At 70.1% G+C, this 20,000-nt stretch carries 19 protein-coding genes and 2 rRNA genes; 12 read left to right on the forward strand and 9 right to left on the reverse strand.

Features of this window, described 5'->3' with window-relative positions:
- Window positions 1-108 precede the first annotated feature (108 nt).
- From pstC to pstB, 3 genes are read left to right on the forward strand one after another with little or no spacing between them, the layout of a single operon-like run.
- Window positions 109-1,107 carry a phosphate ABC transporter permease subunit PstC gene (gene pstC, locus TU31_RS35205; RefSeq protein ID WP_042162398.1) on the forward strand — a complete coding sequence of 333 codons (999 nt, stop codon included), beginning with the start codon at window positions 109-111 and terminating at the stop codon, window positions 1,105-1,107.
- Window positions 1,104-2,183 carry a phosphate ABC transporter permease PstA gene (gene pstA / locus TU31_RS35210; protein WP_042162400.1) on the forward strand — a complete coding sequence of 360 codons (1,080 nt, stop codon included), beginning with the start codon at window positions 1,104-1,106 and terminating at the stop codon, window positions 2,181-2,183. The genes pstC and pstA overlap by 4 nt, the downstream gene beginning before the upstream one ends.
- 33 nt (window positions 2,184-2,216) lie before the next feature.
- Window positions 2,217-2,993, forward strand: a complete 777-nt coding sequence (pstB, locus tag TU31_RS35215; RefSeq protein WP_042162402.1) for a phosphate ABC transporter ATP-binding protein PstB — start codon at window positions 2,217-2,219, stop codon at window positions 2,991-2,993.
- 163 nt (window positions 2,994-3,156) lie between these two features.
- Here pstB and TU31_RS35220 read toward each other — a convergent pair whose 3' ends face one another.
- Complete coding sequence (locus tag TU31_RS35220) at window positions 3,157-4,155, reverse strand: inorganic phosphate transporter (RefSeq protein WP_042162404.1); 999 nt, start codon at window positions 4,153-4,155, stop codon at window positions 3,157-3,159.
- 9 nt (window positions 4,156-4,164) lie between these two features.
- On the reverse strand, window positions 4,165-4,785 hold the full coding sequence (locus TU31_RS35225; protein WP_042162406.1) for a DUF47 domain-containing protein: 621 nt from the start codon (window positions 4,783-4,785) through the stop codon (window positions 4,165-4,167).
- A gap of 194 nt (window positions 4,786-4,979) precedes the next feature.
- Between TU31_RS35225 and TU31_RS35230 the strand changes: the two genes are divergently transcribed.
- A complete protein-coding gene (locus tag TU31_RS35230) occupies window positions 4,980-5,396 on the forward strand; it encodes a metal-sensitive transcriptional regulator (protein ID WP_042162408.1) in 417 nt (138 codons plus the stop codon).
- A 9-nt stretch (window positions 5,397-5,405) separates the two neighbouring features.
- On the opposite strand, the gene TU31_RS35235 is transcribed toward TU31_RS35230, so the two are convergent.
- Window positions 5,406-5,624, reverse strand: coding sequence for a hypothetical protein (locus TU31_RS35235; protein ID WP_042162410.1), 219 nt, complete (start codon window positions 5,622-5,624; stop codon window positions 5,406-5,408).
- Window positions 5,625-5,769: 145 nt separating this feature from the next.
- The gene (locus TU31_RS35240) at window positions 5,770-6,633 is read right to left on the reverse strand and encodes an SCO4651 family lipoprotein (RefSeq protein ID WP_042162412.1); all 864 of its coding nucleotides are present in this window, start codon (window positions 6,631-6,633) and stop codon (window positions 5,770-5,772) included.
- A 170-nt stretch (window positions 6,634-6,803) separates the two neighbouring features.
- Here TU31_RS35240 and TU31_RS35245 point away from each other — a divergent pair, with 170 nt between their 5' ends.
- Window positions 6,804-6,998 carry a hypothetical protein gene (locus tag TU31_RS35245; protein WP_042162414.1) on the forward strand — a complete coding sequence of 65 codons (195 nt, stop codon included), beginning with the start codon at window positions 6,804-6,806 and terminating at the stop codon, window positions 6,996-6,998.
- 248 nt (window positions 6,999-7,246) lie between these two features.
- Window positions 7,247-8,860 (forward strand): FAD-binding oxidoreductase, encoded by a 1,614-nt coding sequence (locus TU31_RS35250; protein ID WP_042162417.1) that lies wholly within the window; start codon window positions 7,247-7,249, stop codon window positions 8,858-8,860.
- 118 nt (window positions 8,861-8,978) lie between these two features.
- Here TU31_RS35250 and TU31_RS35255 read toward each other — a convergent pair whose 3' ends face one another.
- Complete coding sequence (locus tag TU31_RS35255; protein WP_042162419.1) at window positions 8,979-9,698, reverse strand: phosphatase PAP2 family protein; 720 nt, start codon at window positions 9,696-9,698, stop codon at window positions 8,979-8,981.
- Between the two features lie 205 nt (window positions 9,699-9,903).
- Window positions 9,904-10,908: a C40 family peptidase gene (locus TU31_RS35260; protein WP_042162421.1), complete on the reverse strand. Its 1,005-nt coding sequence runs from the start codon at window positions 10,906-10,908 to the stop codon at window positions 9,904-9,906.
- A 478-nt stretch (window positions 10,909-11,386) separates the two neighbouring features.
- On the opposite strand from TU31_RS35260, the gene TU31_RS35265 reads away from it, so the two are divergent.
- The 6 genes from TU31_RS35265 (at window position 11,387) to TU31_RS35290 (ending at window position 18,934) form a co-directional block, all read left to right on the forward strand.
- On the forward strand, window positions 11,387-11,695 hold the full coding sequence (locus tag TU31_RS35265; protein ID WP_006603970.1) for a DUF8827 family protein: 309 nt from the start codon (window positions 11,387-11,389) through the stop codon (window positions 11,693-11,695).
- A gap of 470 nt (window positions 11,696-12,165) precedes the next feature.
- Window positions 12,166-13,020, forward strand: a complete 855-nt coding sequence (locus tag TU31_RS35270) for a DUF8175 domain-containg protein (RefSeq protein WP_042162424.1) — start codon at window positions 12,166-12,168, stop codon at window positions 13,018-13,020.
- Window positions 13,010-14,335 (forward strand): hypothetical protein, encoded by a 1,326-nt coding sequence (locus TU31_RS35275; RefSeq protein ID WP_042162426.1) that lies wholly within the window; start codon window positions 13,010-13,012, stop codon window positions 14,333-14,335. Before TU31_RS35270 ends, TU31_RS35275 begins: the two co-directional genes overlap by 11 nt.
- Window positions 14,332-15,894: an SCO6880 family protein gene (locus TU31_RS35280; protein WP_042162428.1), complete on the forward strand. Its 1,563-nt coding sequence runs from the start codon at window positions 14,332-14,334 to the stop codon at window positions 15,892-15,894. The genes TU31_RS35275 and TU31_RS35280 overlap by 4 nt, the downstream gene beginning before the upstream one ends.
- 29 nt (window positions 15,895-15,923) lie before the next feature.
- Window positions 15,924-17,348 carry an ATP-binding protein gene (locus tag TU31_RS35285; RefSeq protein WP_042162435.1) on the forward strand — a complete coding sequence of 475 codons (1,425 nt, stop codon included), beginning with the start codon at window positions 15,924-15,926 and terminating at the stop codon, window positions 17,346-17,348.
- The gene (locus TU31_RS35290; RefSeq protein WP_042162430.1) at window positions 17,345-18,934 is read left to right on the forward strand and encodes a type IV secretory system conjugative DNA transfer family protein; all 1,590 of its coding nucleotides are present in this window, start codon (window positions 17,345-17,347) and stop codon (window positions 18,932-18,934) included. The genes TU31_RS35285 and TU31_RS35290 overlap by 4 nt, the downstream gene beginning before the upstream one ends.
- A 16-nt stretch (window positions 18,935-18,950) precedes the next feature.
- On the opposite strand, the gene TU31_RS35295 is transcribed toward TU31_RS35290, so the two are convergent.
- The 3 genes from TU31_RS35295 to TU31_RS35305 form a co-directional block, all read right to left on the reverse strand.
- A complete protein-coding gene (locus TU31_RS35295; protein ID WP_042162436.1) occupies window positions 18,951-19,475 on the reverse strand; it encodes a GNAT family N-acetyltransferase in 525 nt (174 codons plus the stop codon).
- Between the two features lie 120 nt (window positions 19,476-19,595).
- Window positions 19,596-19,712: ribosomal RNA gene (rrf, locus tag TU31_RS35300) — 5S ribosomal RNA — on the reverse strand.
- Between the two features lie 73 nt (window positions 19,713-19,785).
- A 23S ribosomal RNA gene (locus TU31_RS35305) occupies window positions 19,786-20,000 on the reverse strand; the annotation flags it as partial.

A 20,000-nucleotide genomic window follows, 5' to 3' on the forward strand; every position in this document is an offset into this window, starting at 1 on the left:
TACGGTCCACAAAGGGGGCCCCTTCACCAGGGCCCCCTTCGGGCCGCCGCCCGTCCGGTGCACCGCCGCGCCAGGAGCCGCCATCCGGCTCCGCAGACCGGAGAACCCATGAACACAGCCTTCTCGACAACCGACACCCCGCCTCCGCCACCCCACGACGGCCGCTCGGCCATATCGGGCAAGGCGGTCCGCCCCGGTGACCGGATCTTCCTCGGACTCTCCCGGGGCTCCGGTATCGCCCTCCTGGTGATCATGGCCGCCATCGCGGTCTTCCTCACCTACCGCTCGGTGCTCGCCATCTCCGGCGACACGGCCAACTTCTTCACCACGCTGGACTGGAACGCGAGCGGGGCGGAGCCGAAGTTCGGCATCGCGGTGCTCGCCTTCGGCACCGTCGTCAGCTCCGTGGTCGCGATGGTCCTCGCGGTCCCGGTCGCGGTCGGCATCGCACTGTTCATCTCGCACTACGCCCCGCGCCGGCTGTCCTCGACGCTCGGCTACGTCATCGACCTGCTCGCCGCGGTGCCCAGCATCATCTACGGCCTGTGGGGCGCGCTCTTCCTCGTCCCGCATCTGACCGGCCTCTACACCTGGCTGGACGACTACCTCGGCTGGACCGGCATCTTCGAATACGGCGGCGGGGCGGCCCGTTCGCTGTTCACCGTCGGCATCCTGCTCGCGATCATGATCCTGCCGATCGTGACCAGCGTCAGCCGCGAGGTGTTCCTCCAGGTCCCGAAGATGCACGAGGAAGCCGCACTGGCCCTCGGCGCCACCCGCTGGGAAGTCATCCGGATGTCGGTGCTCCCCTTCGGCCGCTCCGGAGTCATCAGCGCCTCCATGCTGGGCCTGGGCCGTGCGCTCGGCGAGACGATGGCCGTCGCCACGGTCCTCTCGCCCAGCTTCCTCATCAACGCCAGCCTGCTGGACCCGGGTGGCGGCACGTTCGCCCAGAACATCGCCAGCAAGTTCAGCGAGGCCGACCAGTTCGGCCAGGACGCCCTGATCGCCTCCGGCCTCGTCCTCTTCGTGATCACGCTGCTCGTCAACGGCGCGGCCCGCCTGATCATCGCCCGCCGCAAGGAATACTCGGGAGCCGCCGCATGAGTATTACGACCGACCGCCCCGCGGTCTCCAATGGCGGCAGCCCGCTTCCGGTCTCCCTCAAGCACGCCCGGCTGCCGCGCTGGTCCCCGCCGGTCATCGCGCTGGCCGCGGCCGGCGCCGGCTGCGGCATCGGCCTGGGCGCCGGCCTGGACAGCACGGTCCAGTGGGGCCTGATCGCCGCCGCGCTCTTCGTCCTCGGCACCTTCGCACTGGCCGCGGCCGTCGAGGGTGCCCGGCAGGCCAAGGACCGGCTGGCCACCAGCCTGGTCTGGATCGCCTTCCTGATCGCCGTCGTACCGCTGGCCTCCCTCCTGTGGGAGACCGTCAGCCGCGGCACCAAGGTCCTGGACGTCTACTTCCTGCAGCACTCGATGGGCACCACCCCGGACGCGCTGCCCGGCGGCGGTATCTACCACGCGATCATCGGCACGCTGGAGCAGGTCGGCCTGGCCACCCTGATCGCCGCGCCGATCGGTCTGCTCACCGCGATCTACCTCGTCGAGTACGGCCGCGGCCGGCTCGCCAAGGCCGTCACCTTCTTCGTCGACGTGATGACCGGTATCCCGTCGATCGTGGCCGGCCTGTTCATCCTCTCCGTGTGGATCCTGATCCTCGGCTTCGGCCCGTCCGGCTTCGCCGGCTCGATGGCGCTGGCGATCCTGATGATGCCGGTCGTGGTCCGCTCCACCGAGGAGATGCTCAAGCTCGTCCCGAACGAGCTGCGCGAGGCCTCGCTGGCCCTCGGCGTCCCCAAGTGGCGCACCATCCTCAAGGTCGTTCTGCCCACGTCGATCGGCGGCATCACCACCGGCGTGATGCTCGCCATCGCGCGCATCACCGGAGAGACGGCGCCCGTGCTGCTCCTGGTGTGGGGTGCGAAGACGATCAACAACAACCCCTTCGAAGATGCCCAGCAGTCGCTTCCGCTCTACGTTTTCCAACAGTGGCAGCAGGGTTCCGAGGCCTCGTACGACCGCGCATGGGCCGCGGCACTGGTCCTCATCGCCTTCGTCATGATCCTCAACCTGGTGGCCCGCGGCATCGCCCGCTGGAAGGCCCCCAAGTCCGGCCGCTGACCAAGCCGCCAACAGAAAGAAGCAGTGATTTCCATGGCCAAGCGAATCGACGTCAGCGGCCTCTCCGCGTACTACGGCGGCCACAAGGCCATCGACGACATCTCGATGACCGTCGAGCCGCGCTCCGTAACGGCCTTCATCGGCCCGTCCGGCTGCGGCAAGTCGACGTTCCTGCGCACCCTGAACCGCATGCACGAGGTCACCCCCGGCGGCCGCGTCGAGGGCAAGGTGATGCTGGACGACGAGAACCTCTACGCCTCCGGGGTCGACCCGGTCGCCGTCCGCCGCACCGTCGGCATGGTCTTCCAGCGCCCCAACCCGTTCCCCACGATGTCGATCTTCGACAATGTCGCGGCCGGTCTGCGGCTGAACGGCTCGTACAAGAAGAGCGAGCTCAAGGACATCGTCGAGCGGTCCCTCAAGGGCGCCAACCTCTGGAACGAGGTCAAGGACCGGCTGAACAAGCCCGGATCCGGGCTCTCCGGCGGTCAGCAGCAGCGGCTGTGCATAGCCCGCGCCATCGCGGTCGAACCGCAGGTGCTGCTCATGGACGAGCCGTGCTCGGCGCTCGACCCGATCTCCACCCTCGCCATCGAGGACCTGATCGGCGAGCTCAAGGAGCGCTTCACGATCGTCATCGTGACGCACAACATGCAGCAGGCCGCGCGGGTGTCGGACCGGACGGCGTTCTTCAACCTCGCCGCCGTCGGCCAGCCCGGCAAGCTGATCGAGATCGACGACACCGAGCGGATCTTCTCCAACCCGTCGGTCCAGGCCACGGAGGACTACATCTCCGGCCGCTTCGGCTGAGCGACGAGCGCGGTCCGGCCGCTCCGGCCGGGCCGCCCCCACCAGCGTCCTGCGGTGCTGCATGGCGGTGCCACCGCAAGACGAAGGGCCCGCCCCCACTTCCCGGGGGGCGGGCCCACTCGCTGTCCGTGTCAGCCGCCGGAGCGGACGGCTTCCGTCCGCGTCAGCCGAACGCCAGCTCCACGATCCAGTACGCGCCCGCCGCGACCAGCGCAGCGGCCGGCATGGTGATGAACCAGCCCATCACGATGTTCTTGGCGACGCCCCAGCGCACCGCACGCGTGCCCTTGGTCGAGCCCACGCCCATGATCGCGGAGGTGATGACATGGGTGGTGGAGATCGGCGCGTGGAACATGAACGACGCGGTGTACATGACCGAGGCGGCCGTGGTCTCCGCGGCGAAGCCCTGCGGCGGGTCCAGCTCGATGATCCGGCGGCCCAGGGTGCGCATGATGCGCCAGCCGCCCGCGTACGTACCGAGCGAGAGGGTGATCGCGCAGGCCAGCTTGACCCACAGCGGGATCGCCGCGTTCTGGTCCTCGACATCGGCGATGACCAGGGCCATCACCACGATGCCCATGGTCTTCTGCGCGTCCTGGAGGCCATGGCCGAGCGCCATGCCCGCCGCGGACACGGTCTGGGCTATGCGGAAGCCGCGCTTGGCCTTGTGCGGGTTGGACTTCCGGAACATCCAGAGGATCACGACCATCACGAGATAGCCGAGCACCAGACCGATGACGGGCGAGATGAACATCGGCAGGACGACCTTCTCGACCACCCCGGACCAGATCACGGTGGTGCCACCGGCGAGGGCCGCACCGACCATGCCGCCGAAGAGGGCGTGCGAGGACGACGACGGCAGACCGAAGTACCAGGTGACGAGGTTCCAGACCACCGCGCCGAGCAGCGCGGCGAAGAGGATGCCCATCCCCTTGCTGCCGTGCGGCGTGGAGATCAGCCCCTCACTGACGGTCTTGGCGACCCCGCTGCCCAGGAAGGCACCGGCGAGGTTCATCACGGCGGCCATCGCCAGCGCCGCCCGCGGGGTCAGCGCCCGCGTCGAGACCGAGGTCGCGATGGCGTTCGCCGAGTCGTGGAAGCCGTTGGTGTAGGTGAAACCGAGCGCGACCGCAATGGTCACGACGAGCGCGAAGGTGTCCATGGGAGGCGCTCAGGACTCCTTGACCGCGATGGTCTCGACGGTGTTGGCGACGTGCTCGAAGGCGTCCGCCGCCTCTTCCAGGATGTCCACGATCTGCTTGAGCTTGAGGACCTCGATGGCGTCGTACTTGCCGTTGAAGAGGTGTGCCAGCAGCTTGCGGTGGATCTGGTCGGCCTGGTTCTCCAGGCGGTTGACCTCGATCCAGTACTCGGTGAGGTTGGTCATGGTCCGCAGATGCGGCATGGCCTCGGCGGTCAGCTCGGCCGCCCGCGCCAGCACCTCGATCTGCTGGTCGATGCCCTTGGGCAGCTCCTCGACCTTGTAGAGGACGACCAGGTCGACCGCCTCTTCCATGAAGTCCATGATGTCGTCGAGCGACGAGGCGAGGTTGTAGATGTCCTCGCGGTCGAACGGCGTGATGAAGGAGGAGTTCAGCTGGTGGAAGATCGCGTGGGTCGCGTCATCACCCGCGTGCTCCGCCGCCCGCATTCGCTCGGCGATCTCTGCCCGTGCGGAGGCGTCCGCCCCGAGCAGTTCCATCAGGAGCTTGGAGCCTGTGACGATGTTGTCCGCGGAGGCGGCGAACATGTCGTAGAAGCTCGTCTCCCTGGGGGTCAGACGAAAGCGCACGTGAAATCCTCGGGGTACATCGGATTCGGTCGAGTTGATGCTAGGCGCATCATCCAGCCACTGCTAACCGGCATTCCTTCAGTGTCGCCCATCGTGCAGCATGCTCTGCACGGGGTACCACAGGTGCCCGCAAAGTTCGGTACTATATACCCACCAGGGGTATATAGATCGCCTAGATACCAGGGGAGACGGCCATGCCGACCACGGACGCCGACACCAACGGCGGCACCACAGCCGCCGCGACCCCCCACCCCCCGAAGCCGGACACCGACCCCCGAAGCGACGTTCAAACCGTGACCCATCACGCAGAGACTTCTCCGGCAGCCGGCATGCACGGCTACGCACAGCAGAAAGACGCACACATCAAGCGACTGCGGCGGATCGAGGGCCAGATCCGCGGACTCCAGCGGATGCTCGAAGAAGATGTCTACTGCATCGACATACTCACCCAGGTCTCGGCGAGCACCAAGGGCCTCCAGTCCTTCGGCCTCCAGCTCCTGGAGGAGCATCTGCGGCACTGCGTCGCCGACGCGGCCGTCAAGGGCCCCGAGGCCATCGACGCCAAGGTCCAGGAGGCCACCAAGGCCATCGAGCGGATGCTGCGCACCTGAGCCGGCGCGCTAACCGGGGCAGCGTCCGGCGGTTCCGGTCCCGGGCGGCACCCGGTCCACGGGGTCGCCGCCGTCGCCGTCGACCTCCAGCACCTCGTCGATACGGTCCGGGCTGAGCCGATCCTCGCTGGCGGCCGCGGCCGCGATCATCAACTCACCGGTCAGGTCGATCTCGACGAGGGCTACGTGGTCCTGGACCGTCGTAGGGCGGTGTCCGGCCACGTACAACACCTCCTCCTTCGAGCGCCTTCCCACGCCTGGGGTGGTTACCGCAAGCCTAGGGACGGGCGCACGCTCCGCGCATGGCACGGATGGACCATTTCCGCCATCCGGCAAGCGCCCCCGTCACCTGCCCGGCCCACGGCGCCCGCCCTCATGGCGTGGGTGAAGCGATCTTCCCCGCGTAAATATCCCGTTCGTCCGGCAGTTGTACCGCGACCTTCGTCCCGAAACCGGACAGTTCCGTCGTGGAGGTCACCGAGGCCCCCTTCGGCGCACCGTTGGCGAAACGGAACCACTGGCGCACCTTGCGCAGCCGCCCGGCCTCGTCCAGATACACATCGAAGGGCACCTCGTCGGTGGTGAATCCGTTCCCCGCGGCGATCAGCGCGGGTGCGGTGCGCGGCGACGCCGCCGCGGCGGCCGCCCCGATGTCCGTCGTCCCGCGGTAGTGCCGCACCCGGACCCCGTCCAGCCACTCCTCGCCCTGATACGTCACCTCCCGTGCGCCGCGCAGCAGTTCGGCGGCGGCCAGCGGATCGGTCGCGCCGCCGGTGACCAGATTCCCGTCCGCCAGCGAGGCGGTGGCCACCCGCACCCATTTGTCGGCGGGCACCCCGGCCCCGCGGTTCTTCATGAACAGCGCACCGGGCGCGAGGATCTCCGTGATCGGCTGATGGCCGCCGCTGGGCCGGCCGGCCGGATCGGGGAGCACCACCCGCAGCCGGCCGGTGCTGGTGGCGAAGTCGTAGCCGCCGGTGCCGCGGATGGCGACGCGGGTGCCGCCGCTCGCGGTCTCCATGGACGTACGGACCGTGGCGGAGCCGGCCCGCACCAAGGCGTCGGCGCTGTCCCGGACCTCCGCGGCGGCGGGGGCGGCCCGGCCGGCCGGCTCCTGGTCGTCGGCCGCGGCGCCTTCCTGGGAGCAGCCCGAGGTCAGCAGCCCGACCGCCAGTCCCGTCCCGCACGCCATGGCCACGGCGACCGTGCCACCGCCTCGCCTGTCCTGCACCACCATCGCGTACGAGCCCCCTCGGCCGCTGTCTTCGGGAACGGCCTGGGCCGGCCGGTCCGCTCGGGAGGGTCGGACGTTCCGCCGCCGCGCCTGACGTTTCGTCGACCGTTCCGTTCAACGACTGCCGAGGGGGCTCGTCACGCAAGGACACCTGGGGCGCGTAGCGTGGCCGGGTGCCCGACCGAGCCCCTCACGCGACCTCCACCACCGAACGCGGCGCCTTCTGCACGGCCCGCTGTGACTGCGGCTGGCGGGGGCCGGCCCGACGCGCCCGCTCACAGGCACGTACGGACGCGGAGCGCCATGTGGCCGAGGCCGAGGTCGGCTCCGGCAGCGACGGCCACGGATCCGGGCGCCCGCTGGAATGAGGAAGTCCGTTCCGGGAACCCCGCACGCCCCTGCCGCATCTGCGTAGTCAGGGAAGCAACGGCACCGCGCCGCCAACGGACTTCAGGGACAGCATCGGACAGCGCGGGCATCACCGGACACAGCGGAACGCGGGGCTGCGCGTTGCCGCGGCCGTCCGGTGCGGATTCCCCGGCAGCGCCCCGTGACCACTGGCCGGTCCACCGGCAGGCGGGGCGGGACCGTACGACATCGAGGGGGATTCATCCCAGTGAAGCGGCGCACACTCCTTCAGACCGGCGGCGGACTGGCGGCGACCGCGGTCGCCCTGGCCACCGGCTGCGACAACAAGACCGGCAAGGCGGGCGCGGCGTCCACCGCCACGGAAGCCGCGGCCGGCGCGGGCGCGACCCGGACCAACGCGGCGGCCGCCGCCGGGGGCGCCGCCAAGGGCCGGGCCTCCCAGTCGTCCTGGACCGCGCTGCGCAAGAGCCTGGACGGCAAGCTGGTGCAGGCCTCCGACAGCGCCTACGCGACCGCCCGGCGCCTCTACAACACCCGCTACGACACGCTGAAGCCGTCGGCCATCGCCTACGTCAAGCACCCGGCGGACATCGCCGAATGCCTCTCCTTCGCCCGGCGCTACGACACCCCGGTCGCCATCCGCAGCGGCGGCCACTCCTACGCGGGCTGGTCCAGCGGCAACAACAAGCTCATCATCGACGTCTCCGCCCTCTCCAAGGTCGGCGCGCCGTCCGGCGGCGTCACCCGCATCGGCGCCGGCGCCAAGCTCATCGACGTCTACGAGGGCCTCGGGGCGCACGGCGTGACGATACCCGGGGGCTCCTGCCCCACCGTCGGCATATCCGGCCTCACCCTCGGCGGCGGCCATGGCGTGGTCTCCCGCGCGTACGGCCTGACCTGCGACAGCCTCGTCGGCGCCACCCTGGTCACGGCGGACGGCAAGACCGTCGACTGCGACCGGAAGCAGCACGCCGACCTCTTCTGGGCGCTGCGCGGCGCCGGCAACGGCAACTTCGGCGTGGTCACCGAGCTCCGTTTCCGTACGCATCCGGCCCCGCGCGCGGTCATGGCGTATCTGACCTGGCCGTGGTCGAAGGCGGCGAAGGTGGTGGCCTCCTGGCAGAAGTGGGGGCCGGTGCAGGCCGACGAGATCTGGTCCGCCTGCCATCTGGACGCGCACCCCGGCGGCACCCCGTCCGTCTCCGTCGCGGCCTTCTCGCTGGGCAGTTACGGCGATCTGAAGAACGCCCTCGACAAGCTCGCCGACCAGCCGGGCGGCCCCGGCGCCGCCAAGAGCGTCCGGCTGACGCCGACGGGCTACCTGGACGCGATGGAGTCCTATGCGGGCTGCTCCTCCAAGTCCACCGCGCAGTGCCATGCGCCGGGTTCGCTGCCCGGCCAGACCGGCGCCGGCCAGCTGGGCCGGGAGACCTACGCCGCCCGCTCGCACTTCTTCGACCGCTCGCTCTCCGCGGCCGGCATCCGCACGCTGATGGACCAGATCGAGGCGGGCGGCCGCAAGGGCGTCGCCGGGAACGTGGCGCTGACGGCGCTGGGCGGCGCGATCAACCGCGTCAAGAGCTCCGACACCGCCTTCGTCCACCGCGGCTCGCGGTTCCTCGCCCAGTACCTGACGTCCTGGCCGGCGAACGGCTCGCCCGGCTCCCGCACAGCGTGGCTGAATTCCTTCCACGACGCGATGCGCCGTCACTCCTCGGGCGCCGCCTACCAGAACTACACCGACCCCGGCCTGAGCAACTGGAAGTCGGCCTACTACGGCGGCGCCGCCACCCGGCTCGCCGAGGTCAAGCGGACCTACGACCCGCAGCGGCTGTTCAGCACCTTCCCGCAGGCGCTCTGAGCGCTCCCGGACACACGGACGGCCCGGCCCCCGCGAGGGGCCGGGCCGTCCGCATCCGCCAGGCCTTGTATCCCGGGGGCGCGGCCCGCCGGTTCACCGGAACCGCCGGGCCATGCCCTCAGGCCGCCAGATCCTTGTCCCGCTCCTTGTGTCCGCCGCGCATCGCCGAGCCCGTGGCCACCACCCGGCTGCCCTCGCCGTCCTGCCCGGCGTCCACCCCGGAGCCCGGCGCGCACACCAGCCACGCCAGCTTCGACCGGGCGATCGCCGTCGTCACCGGCACCAGCAGGGCCTGTGCCAGCGGCGCGAGCAGCAGCGCGACGGCGGTGCCCAGGGCGAAGCCGCCGACCACGTCGGTCGGGTAGTGCACGCCCATGTAGACGCGGCAGAAGCCCTCGGCGAGCGCCAGCAGAATGCCGATCAGGCCGAACTTCCGGTGGGCGATGAACAACCCGACACCGACCGCCATGGTGAGCGTCGCGTGGTCGCTCACGAACGAGAAGTCGCTCTTGCCGGGGATCAGTACTTCCAGTCCGGCGTGTTCCTTGAACGGCCGCGGCCGTTCGACGAACGACCGGATCGGGATATTGGCCAGCAGGGCGATGCCCGCGGCCAGCGGCGCCCAGACCAGGCCCGCGACGGCGGCCGGCGCGCCCGGATTGCGGCGCGCGGACCACCAGGCGATCAGACACAGCACGGCGAGACCGGCGATGATGCCGTACTCACCGATGTACTCCATGGCCTTGTTGACCCAGTGGGGGGCGTCCTTCGCGAGGCCGTTGATGCCGTCGAGCACGTCGACGTCGGGATTCGGCCCCTCGAGTGCGAGTCCAGCCATCTACAGCGGCCCCTTATCTTTCGCGCGCGCGAGCGCCTTCGTGTGCTGCCTGCCCCCGTGGTCGTCGAGCGTGTGCCGTGTCAAGCGCTGCTACGTCCCCACGCCAAGGAAACGCGATGCCCGCCCCTGGCGTTCCACTCTCCACCGGATGATCACCAGGACGTTATCGAAGCTTGACTCATCACCGCAGTTCAGGGCCCTATGTTCACGCAGCGTTCGTACCGGGCAGCGCTTTTGCGCCATCCGATGTGACGCGGGTGGCACCGATGTAATCCGGCGTATCGATCTTGTCGAACCGGATCCTGGCCCCGGTGTACGGCGCGTTGATCATGTACCCGCCCCCCACATAGATGCCCACATGGTGGATGGACCGCGGGTCCTTCAGGTCGTAGGCGAAGAACACCAGATCACCCGGGAGCAGCTCATTCCGCTTCGGGTGCGGCCCGGCGTTCCATTGGTCGTTGGCCACCCGGGGCAGCTCGATGCCCACGGAGTGGTACGCGGCCTGGGACAGCCCGGAACAGTCGAACCGGCCGCCCTGCGCCGCGGTTCCCGTGCCGCCCCACAGATAGGGCGTACCGAGCTTCTGCTGGGCGAAGTAGATGGCACCGGCCGCCTGGCGCGACGGTTCCACCCGCCCCGCCGGCGCCTCGAAGCTCTTCGCCAGCGTCGTGATCGTCTTCACATAGTTGCGGGTCTCGCTGTACGGCGGCACCCCGTTGTACTGGATGACGCGATATGCCCCGGCGTTGTACGCGGCGAGCATGTTGTGCGTGGCATTGCCCGGCGCGCGCTTCACATAGCTCGCCAGCTCGCAGTCGTACGAGGCCGCCGACGGAATCGCGTCCTCCGGGTCCCATACGTCCTTCTTGCCGTCGCCGTTCCCGTCGACGCCATGGGTCTGCCAGGTGCCCGGGATGAACTGCGCCATGCCCTGTGCGGCAGCCGGGCTCTGCGCCCTGGGGTTCCACCCGCTCTCCTGGTAGAGCTGCGCCGCCAGCAGTGCGGGACTTATCGCCGGGCAGAGCGTCCCCCACTTCTGCACCAGCTGCTGATACTCGGCGGGCACCGCCCCCTTCGCCAGCCCGAGTGCCCGCCCGCCGGCCCCGGCCAGGCCGGCCGCCGCCATATACGTACCGATCACAAGCAGCCCGAGCAGGCAGAGCACCAGCCCCGCCCCGAGCCCTCCGGCCACCCAGAATTTCCGCACCCTCCAACCCTCCCCCATTCAGCCCCGGTTCACTGCCTTTTTCCGGCCGCTCCCGCGCGCCCCGCCGCCCCGGGTGCCGCACGACGGCGCATGACGCGGCGCACGGGGCGCTCCGGCCGGGGTACGCGCGCACGTACGGCGACGCCCCAGCACGCCGCCGGACGAGCGACACCGCGTCAGAACCCCGGCAGGACCGTAGCCATGGACCCGAACGGGCTACAAACGGTCCGGCGCGCCGGACCGGCCACCGGTGCTCCCGATGATCATTGCCCAGGGTTATCCCCCGTGATACACACGGTGAGACCAGTCGGTTCAATGGAGGGCGTGCGCCCACGGACACACGCCACCCGCACGGGATCCTTCAAAGAAAGCCGCCAAGTCGACAGCTGACGGCCCATTTGTCAGCGAAGATAGAGACTGACCTGTGCCGCGCCGGCACGGGGACACAACTACCCATCAAGGGGCGGTGAGTTCACACATGTTCATTGCGGCCGAAAAAGGCGACATCACCACCATCATCGGCGGAATCGCCCCGGACTGGGGGCCGTTCGGGAGCCTGGGCAACGAGGCCCGCGTGATGATCGAAGTGGTCATGGCGGTGGCGATCCTGCTGTGCCTCGGCATCGCGATCTGGGGCGCCGCCAAACAGCGCATCGGCGCCACCGCGCTGCGCGACACCTTCAGCGCCGAACAGGGCAAGGGCCTGATCGTGGCCGGCCTGACCGGAGTCTTCATCATCGGCTCCCTCGGGACGCTGTTCACCATCGTCTACGGCATGGCGGTCTAGGCCACACCCCGGCCCCACCGTCGCCCGTATGGCGCGCCCCCGGCACCCGTCCGTCCCCGCGTCGCCCCCGTGCGCCCCCGCCCACCCTCTCTCCGCCGCCCCGTGCCCCCACTCGCTCCCACCGGCCCCACCTCCCCTGCCGAGGCCACATGCTGACGCCTGCTCACGCCGGCCCGACGGCACCGCAGCACGCCCTCATCACCCCCGCCACCAGCGGACCGATTGGGCCGAGCGCTGCGCGGGGACAGGTGGATCCGGGGGCAAGAAGGCGACCGGCGACCGCGGAGCAGACGATGCGCACAAATAACCCAGAGTCCCCCATTCGCCTCTGCCGTACCGCATCTGAGGACCCGTCACGGTGAGATGTACTCGTACCGCCGCACCCGAGCCGCCGCCCGCGCGGCTACGGTCATATGAGGGCGGCACAACACAGCACGCACGGCGACGGCGGCAGAGGGGGCACAGGCGCGATGAGTCTCAGTGACGACGGCGGCTACGGGGGCGACGGCCGCCGCGGTCCGGAGACGGGCCAGACCCGGACCAGACTTCCCGACAACGACGGCGACATCTACGGCCCGGGACGGCGCTCCCGGACCGGCCTGTCCAGCCGCAACCTCGTCACGATCGTCGGCGTGATCGTCCTGCTGCTCGCGGCCATCGCCTTCGCCAACCGCGGCGGCAGCGGCAACAGCGAAACCACCGCCGACGACTCCTCCAAGGACCCCGGCCACACCCAGCCCACCGCCCCCACCGGCACCAAAGCCGTCGACGGCAAGACCAGCGGCATCGCGTCGGGGTTCGCCAAGACGGAGCAGGGGGCGCAGTCGGCGGCGGCGAACTACGTGGTCGCGCTCTCCAGCAGCGCCATGTACAAGTCCGGCGAGCGCGACGCGATCGTCGACGCCGTCTACACCTCCTCCGCGGCCGCGGCCCGCAAGGAAAGCCTCCGCAAGGTCTACACGGACCCCAAGTTCCTCGGCCGGGTCGGCCTCAAGGCGGACGGCAGCACGCCCGGCGGCATGACCTTCGTGTCGCGGGCGAACCCGGTCGGCACGAAGACCGAGAAGTTCGAGGACACCACCGCCACCGTCGCGGTCTGGTACTCCACCCTGTTCGGCCTCGCCGGCACGGGCTCCCAGAACCCGGTCGCGGAGAGCTGGTACACGTCCACGATGCAGTTGCAGTGGGTCAACGGCGACTGGAAGGTCGCCGGCTTCACACAGAAGGCCGGGCCGGCCCCGATCGGCGGCGACCAGGCCGCCGCGACGGCCAAGGACATGTCCAAGGCCGTCCAAGGGTTCGGAGGGTTCACTTATGCGAGGTAACAGCCGACGCCGCGCCCTCACCGTCACCTCGGCGCTGACCGGTCTCCAGGCCACCCTGGTGGTCCTCGCGGCCCGCGCGTTCGCGGCGCCCTCTCCCAAGCCGACCGAGGGCGCCTGCGATCTGCTCACGGACAAGGCCAAGGAACTCTGTGAAAAGCGGGGCGGCGGCAGCGGTAGCACCCCCGGTCCGGGAGGCGGCGGCCTCACCGACAACAACCCCCTAGACCCCCTCGAATCCCTGGCCAAAGGCTGTGCCAAAGCCGCCGCCTGGATCGTGACGAAGCTGTCGGAGGCGGTGAAGGCCACCTCCCAGGTGGACTTCACCAACGCCGCGTTCCTGCGTCAGTACGCCGTCGTCTTCGCCGCCTCCACCGTGCTCACCCTCGTCCTGTGGCTGCTGGCCGTCGCCAAGCGCGCGGTGCGCGGGGTGCGGCTGACGGAGGCGATCAGTGAAGCGGTCGGGTTCCTCTGGCTGACCGTGCTGGCCTCCGCCTTCACCCCGCTGATCCTCTACACCATCGTCTCGGCGACCGACGGGGTCACCGAGATCATCGCGAAGGGGACGGGGGCGCAGACCGACACCTTCTTCGGGGCCTTCTCCCAGGCGCTCACGAAGGGCACGGACATCGGCGGTGGCCCGATCATGCTGATCGTGGTGTCGCTGGTCTCGGTGCTCGCCGCCGGTGTGCTGTGGCTGGAGCTGGTGATCCGGGCCGCGCTGCTGTACGTCGGGGCGCTGCTCGGCACGGTCGTCTACGCCGGGCTGGTCGACAAGAACATGTGGGGGCATGTGCGCCGCTGGGCGGGCATCATGATCGCGGTGATCCTGGTGAAGCCGGTCATCGTGATCGTGCTCGGCGTCGCCGGTGCGCTGTCCCACGACAAGGGACCGAACGCCTTCTCCGCGGTCGTCTCCGGCCTCTCGATCATCGTCCTCGCCATCTTCGCCAGCGCGGTGATCTACCGCTTCGTCCCCGGCTTCGGCGACGAGATGGTCTCGGCCCGTACGAACAAGGGCCGGGCCACCGACGGCAGCCAGGCCGCCGCGATGATCTCCTCGCCCGCCGCGCTGGTCTCACAGGGCATCAAGACCCACAGCTCCCGCAGCTCCGGCGGGGACGGCGGGCAGGCGCAGGGCGGGCAGGGCGGCCAGTCCCGGCCGGCCGACGCGGTGGCCGGCGGCGTCGCCGCCCACAGCTCCCGCGGCGGCGGCCGCGCCCCGGCCCCCGCCACCCCCGCTCCCCGTACGAACCCGAACCCCGGCCCGGGCAGCAGTTCCCGCTCCGGCAAGACCGCAGGAGGTGAGGGGCGTTGAGTACGCAGTCCCACCCGATCGCCCCGCGCCGCACCTATCTGATCGGCCGCGCCCGGCCGAACGCGATCGTCGGCAAGAACCGCGAGACCGGCGAGATCGCGCTGATCATCGCGGGCGCGTTCCTCGGCATGATGTGCGGCCTGCTGGTGCCCATGCTGCCGCTGCGGATCGTCTCCCTGACCGGCTTCCCGATGCTGGGACTCGCCGTCGTCTACGTGCCGTACAAAGGCCGGACGTTCTACAAGTGGTTCGAGATCCGGCGTAGCTTCCGCCGGACGGTCCGCCGCGGCGCCACCTACCGCTCCGGCGCCGCCGAGGCGGGCGTCCGGCTGGACGGCCGGGAGGTCGAGATCGGCCCGCCGCCGGGCATCGGCAGGATCAACTGGCTGTCCGCGCCGTTCGGCCCGGACGAGATCGCGGTGCTCCTGCACGCCGACCGCAAGACGGTGACGGCGGCCATCGAGATCGAGGGGCCGGGCGTCGGCCTGCGGGACAGCGAGGACCAGGAGGCGCTGGTCGACCGTTTCGGGACGCTGCTCAAGCATGTGGCCAACGGGGACGGCTTTGTGACCCGGCTCCAGATGCTGGCGCGGACACTGCCCGCAGACCCGGACGCGCACGCCAAGGACGTCGCCCAGCGCGGTGACAAGAGCTCCCCCGACTGGCTTCAGGAGTCCTACGACCAGCTCCAGTCGATGGTCTCCACCTCCTCCGAACAGCACCGCGCCTACCTCGTCGCCTGTATGCACTACACCCGCGAGCTGGCCGCCGAGGCACAGACCATGGCCCGCGCCGCGCGGATGCACCAGGGCGGGCTGCTGCGCAAGAAGCTGGACCGGGACGCCGGTCTCGCCGTGGTCATGGCCCGTGAGCTCACCGATATCTGCGCCCGGCTCGCCGAGGCCGACATCCGGGTGCGCCAGCCGCTCGGCCAGGCCCGGCTCGCCTCGCTCGTGCACTCCATGTACGACCCGGACCACCCCATCGACCACATCCAGGCGATGAGCAAGCGCAACGCCTGGCCGGCCGAGCTGGACGCGATGGAGCCGACGTATCTCCAGGCCAAGACGCGTGAGTCGACGACCCGCGCACCGTGGTGCCATGCCACCGCCTGGGTCAAGGAGTGGCCGCTGACCCCGGTGGGCGTCAACTTCCTCGCGCCCCTCCTGGTGCACACCCCGGATGTGATCCGTACGGTCGCGGTCTGCATGGACCTCGAACCCACCGAGATCGCCATCGAGCGGATGCTGACCGAGAAGACGAACGACGATGCCGAGGCCAGCCGCGCGGCGAAGATGAACCGGGTGGTGGACCCGCGGGACGTCGCGCACCACGGCCGGGTGGACCAGCGGGGCGAGGATCTGGCGTCCGGTGCCGCCGGGGTCAACCTCGTCGGCTACCTCACGGTCTCCTCCCGCTCGCCCGAGGCCCTCGCCCGCGACAAGCGCACCATCCGCGCCTCGGCCGGAAAGTCCTACCTGAAGCTGGAGTGGTGCGATCGCGAGCACCACCGGGCGTTCGTCAACACCCTGCCGTTCGCGACCGGGATCCGCCGCTAAAGCCGCTGGGAGGCGCGTACGTCATGGCCATGCTCGATCCGATCGGAGCGCTCACCGAGGCGTTCACCAGCTTCCTGTTCGGGAAGGTGGAGACCACCCGGCTGCCCGTACGCACCTCCACCGGCCAGGCCCAGGCGGTCTACCTGCCCACCGCGGCCCCCGGTCTCGGCGACTCCGGCGTGATCATCGGCCGTGAGGTCTACAGCGGCAAGGGGTACATCTATGACCCCTTCCAGCTCTACGGACAGCAGCTGCCGGCCCCGCACTGGCTCGTCCTCGGCGAGTCCGGCAACGGCAAGTCCGCACTGGAGAAGACCTACGTCCTGAGGCAGTTGAGGTTCCGGGACCGCCAGGTCGTGGTACTGGACGCACAGGGCGAGGACGGCGTCGGCGAGTGGAATCTCATCGCCCAGGAGCTGGGGATAACTCCCATCCGCCTGGACCCGACCGCCGCCCTCAACGGCGGTATCCGCCTCAACCCCCTCGACCCGTCGATCACCGCCACCGGCCAGCTGGCCCTCCTGCGCACCATCATCGAGGTCGCGATGGGCCGCGGCCTGGACGAACGCTCCGGCTTCGCCCTCAAGGTCGCGCACGCCTACGTGACCGACACCATCACCCACCGGCAGCCCGTCCTGACCGACATCGTCGAGCAACTGCGGCACCCGGAGGCGGAGTCGGCGGAGGCGATGAATGTCGACATAGACGACGTCCGGGCCTGGGGTCTGGACGTGGCGCTGGTACTCGACCGGCTCGTCGACGGTGACCTGCGCGGCATGTTCGACGGACCGACCACGGCAGGCATCGACCTCGACGCGCCGCTGATCGTCTTCGACCTCTCGCACATCGACCGCAACTCCATCGCGATGCCGATCCTGATGGCGATCGTCGGCGTCTGGCTGGAGCACACCTGGATCCGCCCCGACCGCAAGAAGCGCATCTTCCTCGTGGAAGAGGCCTGGCACATCATCAACTCCCCGTTCGTGGCACAGCTCTTCCAGCGACTGCTGAAGTTCGGCCGCCGGCTCGGCCTGTCGTTCGTGGCCGTCGTCCACCACCTCAGCGACGTGGTCGACGGCGCCGCCGCCCGGGAGGCCGCGGCGATCCTCAAGATGGCCTCGACCCGCACCATCTACGCCCAGAAGGCCGACGAGGCCCGCGCCACCGGCCGGGTGCTCGGCCTGCCACGGTGGGCCGTCGAGATCATCCCGACCCTCACCCCCGGCATCGCGGTCTGGGACGTCAACGGCAATGTCCAGGTCGTCAAACACCTCATCACCGAGGCCGAACGCCCGCTGGTCTTCACCGACCGGGCGATGACCGAGGCGTCCGCGATGCCGACGGACGAGGCGCGCGCCATCCAGGAGGCGGCGGACGCCGAGGCCGAGGCACGCGCCGATGCCATGGCGATGGAGCGGCAGTGGAGAGACGAGTCGAGCGAGACGGTGGCGTGACCCGCGGATACGACGACGAACGAGGCGCCGCCCGGCCCCGGGGGCACGGCGTCCCCGACTCCCTGCTGGTCGGGCTGCTCGCCTTCCTGCTGGGCCTGACCGTCCTGGTGTGGACGGCGACCGGGCTGGCCGGCCTGTTCGCGCACGGCGCCTGGCCCGTGGGCGTCACCTACTCCGGTACGCCGATGGCGCTGCGTCATCTGGTCTCCGCGCCGCACGACATGGCCGCCGCCTGGCCCGACACCCCCAAGAGCCAGCTCTCCGGCTACGGCCTCTTCTGGGGCATCCTCATCGGCGAGCTGATGGTGCTGCTGGTCCTGGTGATCTTCACGCTGGGGACGGTCGCCCGCTACCGCGCCGTACGGAAGGCCCGCCGGACAAAGGCCCGGGAGGCACGAGAAGCCCGTCTGACGGACCAGCAGGCACGCGAGGCGGAACGGGCCGCGCGAGAGGCCAAGGAGGCCCGAGCGGCCCGGGAAGCCGCACGGGAGACCGTCCCCGCCGCCCAGGAACCCACGGCCCCCGGCGAGGACGCCCCGGCCACCCCCGCCGTCCTCGACCCGCTGCCCCTCGACCCCGTCGCCGCCGGTCCCGTCCCGGAACAGCGCACCGCGCCCCCGCTCACCCCTGCCGTCGGCACGCCCACCGAACCCACCCTCCCCCGCGTCCAGTTCACCCCCGACCGCGCCGCCGCCCGCGCGGCCTCCATCGCCGCCGCGGCCGCCGCCCCGGGCCCGCTGATCGTCGCCACGACCGACCCCGCTGTCTGGGCCGAGACCAAGGACGCCCGCGCCAAACTCGGCCCGCTGCTGACCTACGACCCGACGCACCACCTCGACACCCCGGCCCGGCTGCGCTGGTCCCCCACCTCCGGCTGTACAGACCTCGCCACCGCCACCGCCCGCGCGACCGCCCTGCTGGCCCCCGTACGCCCGGCCGGCGCCCTGGACTCGGCGGTCGCGGACGCCGCCCAGACCCTGCTGCGCTGCTGGCTGCACGCCGCCGCGGTGGACGGCCGCCCGTTCCGCCAGCTGCACCGATGGGCACACGCCACCGGCGCCGCCCAGGAACCCGTCCGCATCCTGCGCACCAGCCCCAAGGCCTCGGCCGGCCAGGCCGGCGAGCTGGAATCGGTGCTCACGGCACACCCCGAACGCCGGGAAGCCGCCCAGGCGTTGATCGGCCGGGCCCTGACCGCCCTCTCCTCGATCCACATCCGGGACGCCTGCACCCCGCTTCGAGCAGATTCGGTTCTCCTCGAATCATTTCTCGATGAAGGGGGAACGCTTTACGTGGTAGGCGAGCCCATCGAGGATCCGCGTACCGACCCGGGTGCGATGCCACTGCTCACCGCACTCCTCTCGAGCGTGGTCGAGCACGGCCGCCGCATGGCCGAACGGTCATCTGACGGTCGGCTCGACCCACCACTCACCCTCGTCCTCGACGACATCGCGGCCCTCGCCCCGCTGCCCGCCCTCCCCGGCCTGCTCGACACCGGCCGTGCACGCGGCCTGCTGACCCTGGCGACCATGCGCTCCCAGGAACAGGCCCGTGCCCGCTGGCCCCACCACTCCCTACGGACCTGACGCCGGCCCCAAGGCACTAGCCCCGCCGCAGCGCCATCTCCCGCTCACTCGCCGTGGAGTCCTTCGGATCGGCCATGGTCCGCCCCGTCGCCGCGAACCCCAGCCCGCGGTAGAACGCCTCAGCCCGCGCGTTCTCCTCGTGCACCCACAGCCGTACGCGCTCGACCACCGGCTCGGCCAGGCCCCACGACCACGCGATCGCCGCCCGCAGCAACTCCCCTGCCAGCCCCGTCCCCCGGTGCTCGGGCCGCACATACACCCCGACCACATGCGTCTGCGGCGCCTCCTCGTCCGTCTCGACGAGAGCCACCACCATGCCGCCCCAACCCCCGTCCGCGGCCTCCCCGATGAACGTCACGATCGAGTGCCCCTCCGCACTCCGCGCCGCCCGCTGCCGCCAGAGCTCATCCGGCCGGCGCACGGCCTCCTCAAAGGTCTCGTTGAACGCCACCCGGGCCACGGGATCGGCCAGCGCCGCCAGCCGCAGCTCCTTCAGCCGTTCCCACTCGCCCGCCTTCACCGGCCTGATCACATACCCCATACCGCCCAGCATCTCAGCGACCTGCCGAACAGCGGGCCCATTTCAGTCGATTTCGGTTCCGCCGGAAACGCGAAAAAGCCCCCCGGGAACTTTCGTTCCCGAGGGGCTCTCTCAAAAATTGTTCGGCGGCGTCCTACTCTCCCACAGGGTCCCCCCTGCAGTACCATCGGCGCTGAAAGGCTTAGCTTCCGGGTTCGGAATGTAACCGGGCGTTTCCCTAACGCAATGACCACCGAAACACTATGAAGATGACAACCCGGCACAATCACAGGTCGTTACTTCAGAACCTACACAGTGGACGCGAGCAACTGAGGACAAGCCCTCGGCCTATTAGTACCAGTCAACTCCACCCGTTACCGGGCTTCCATATCTGGCCTATCAACCCAGTCGTCTACTGGGAGCCTTAACCAATCAAGTTGGTGGGAGCCCTCATCTCGAAGCAGGCTTCCCGCTTAGATGCTTTCAGCGGTTATCCTTTCCGAACGTAGCCAACCAGCCATGCCCTTGGCAGGACAACTGGCACAC

Source organism: Streptomyces lydicamycinicus (assembly GCF_000829715.2).
Classification (GTDB): domain Bacteria; phylum Actinomycetota; class Actinomycetes; order Streptomycetales; family Streptomycetaceae; genus Streptomyces; species Streptomyces lydicamycinicus.

Excerpts from the sequence above, each read along its gene's own strand:
- TU31_RS35285 (WP_042162435.1), top strand. The coding sequence starts at position 15,924 with ATGCTCGATCCGATCGGAGCGCTCACCGAGGCGTTCACCAGCTTCCTG.
- TU31_RS35255 (WP_042162419.1), bottom strand. The coding sequence starts at position 9,698 with ATGGCTGGACTCGCACTCGAGGGGCCGAATCCCGACGTCGACGTGCTC.
- pstA (WP_042162400.1), top strand. The coding sequence starts at position 1,104 with ATGAGTATTACGACCGACCGCCCCGCGGTCTCCAATGGCGGCAGCCCG.
- TU31_RS35275 (WP_042162426.1), top strand. The coding sequence starts at position 13,010 with ATGCGAGGTAACAGCCGACGCCGCGCCCTCACCGTCACCTCGGCGCTG.
- pstB (WP_042162402.1), top strand. The coding sequence starts at position 2,217 with ATGGCCAAGCGAATCGACGTCAGCGGCCTCTCCGCGTACTACGGCGGC.
- TU31_RS35230 (WP_042162408.1), top strand. The coding sequence starts at position 4,980 with ATGCCGACCACGGACGCCGACACCAACGGCGGCACCACAGCCGCCGCG.
- TU31_RS35220 (WP_042162404.1), bottom strand. The coding sequence starts at position 4,155 with ATGGACACCTTCGCGCTCGTCGTGACCATTGCGGTCGCGCTCGGTTTC.
- TU31_RS35240 (WP_042162412.1), bottom strand. The coding sequence starts at position 6,633 with ATGGTGGTGCAGGACAGGCGAGGCGGTGGCACGGTCGCCGTGGCCATG.
- TU31_RS35270 (WP_042162424.1), top strand. The coding sequence starts at position 12,166 with ATGAGTCTCAGTGACGACGGCGGCTACGGGGGCGACGGCCGCCGCGGT.
- TU31_RS35265 (WP_006603970.1), top strand. The coding sequence starts at position 11,387 with ATGTTCATTGCGGCCGAAAAAGGCGACATCACCACCATCATCGGCGGA.
- TU31_RS35295 (WP_042162436.1), bottom strand. The coding sequence starts at position 19,475 with ATGGGGTATGTGATCAGGCCGGTGAAGGCGGGCGAGTGGGAACGGCTG.
- pstC (WP_042162398.1), top strand. The coding sequence starts at position 109 with ATGAACACAGCCTTCTCGACAACCGACACCCCGCCTCCGCCACCCCAC.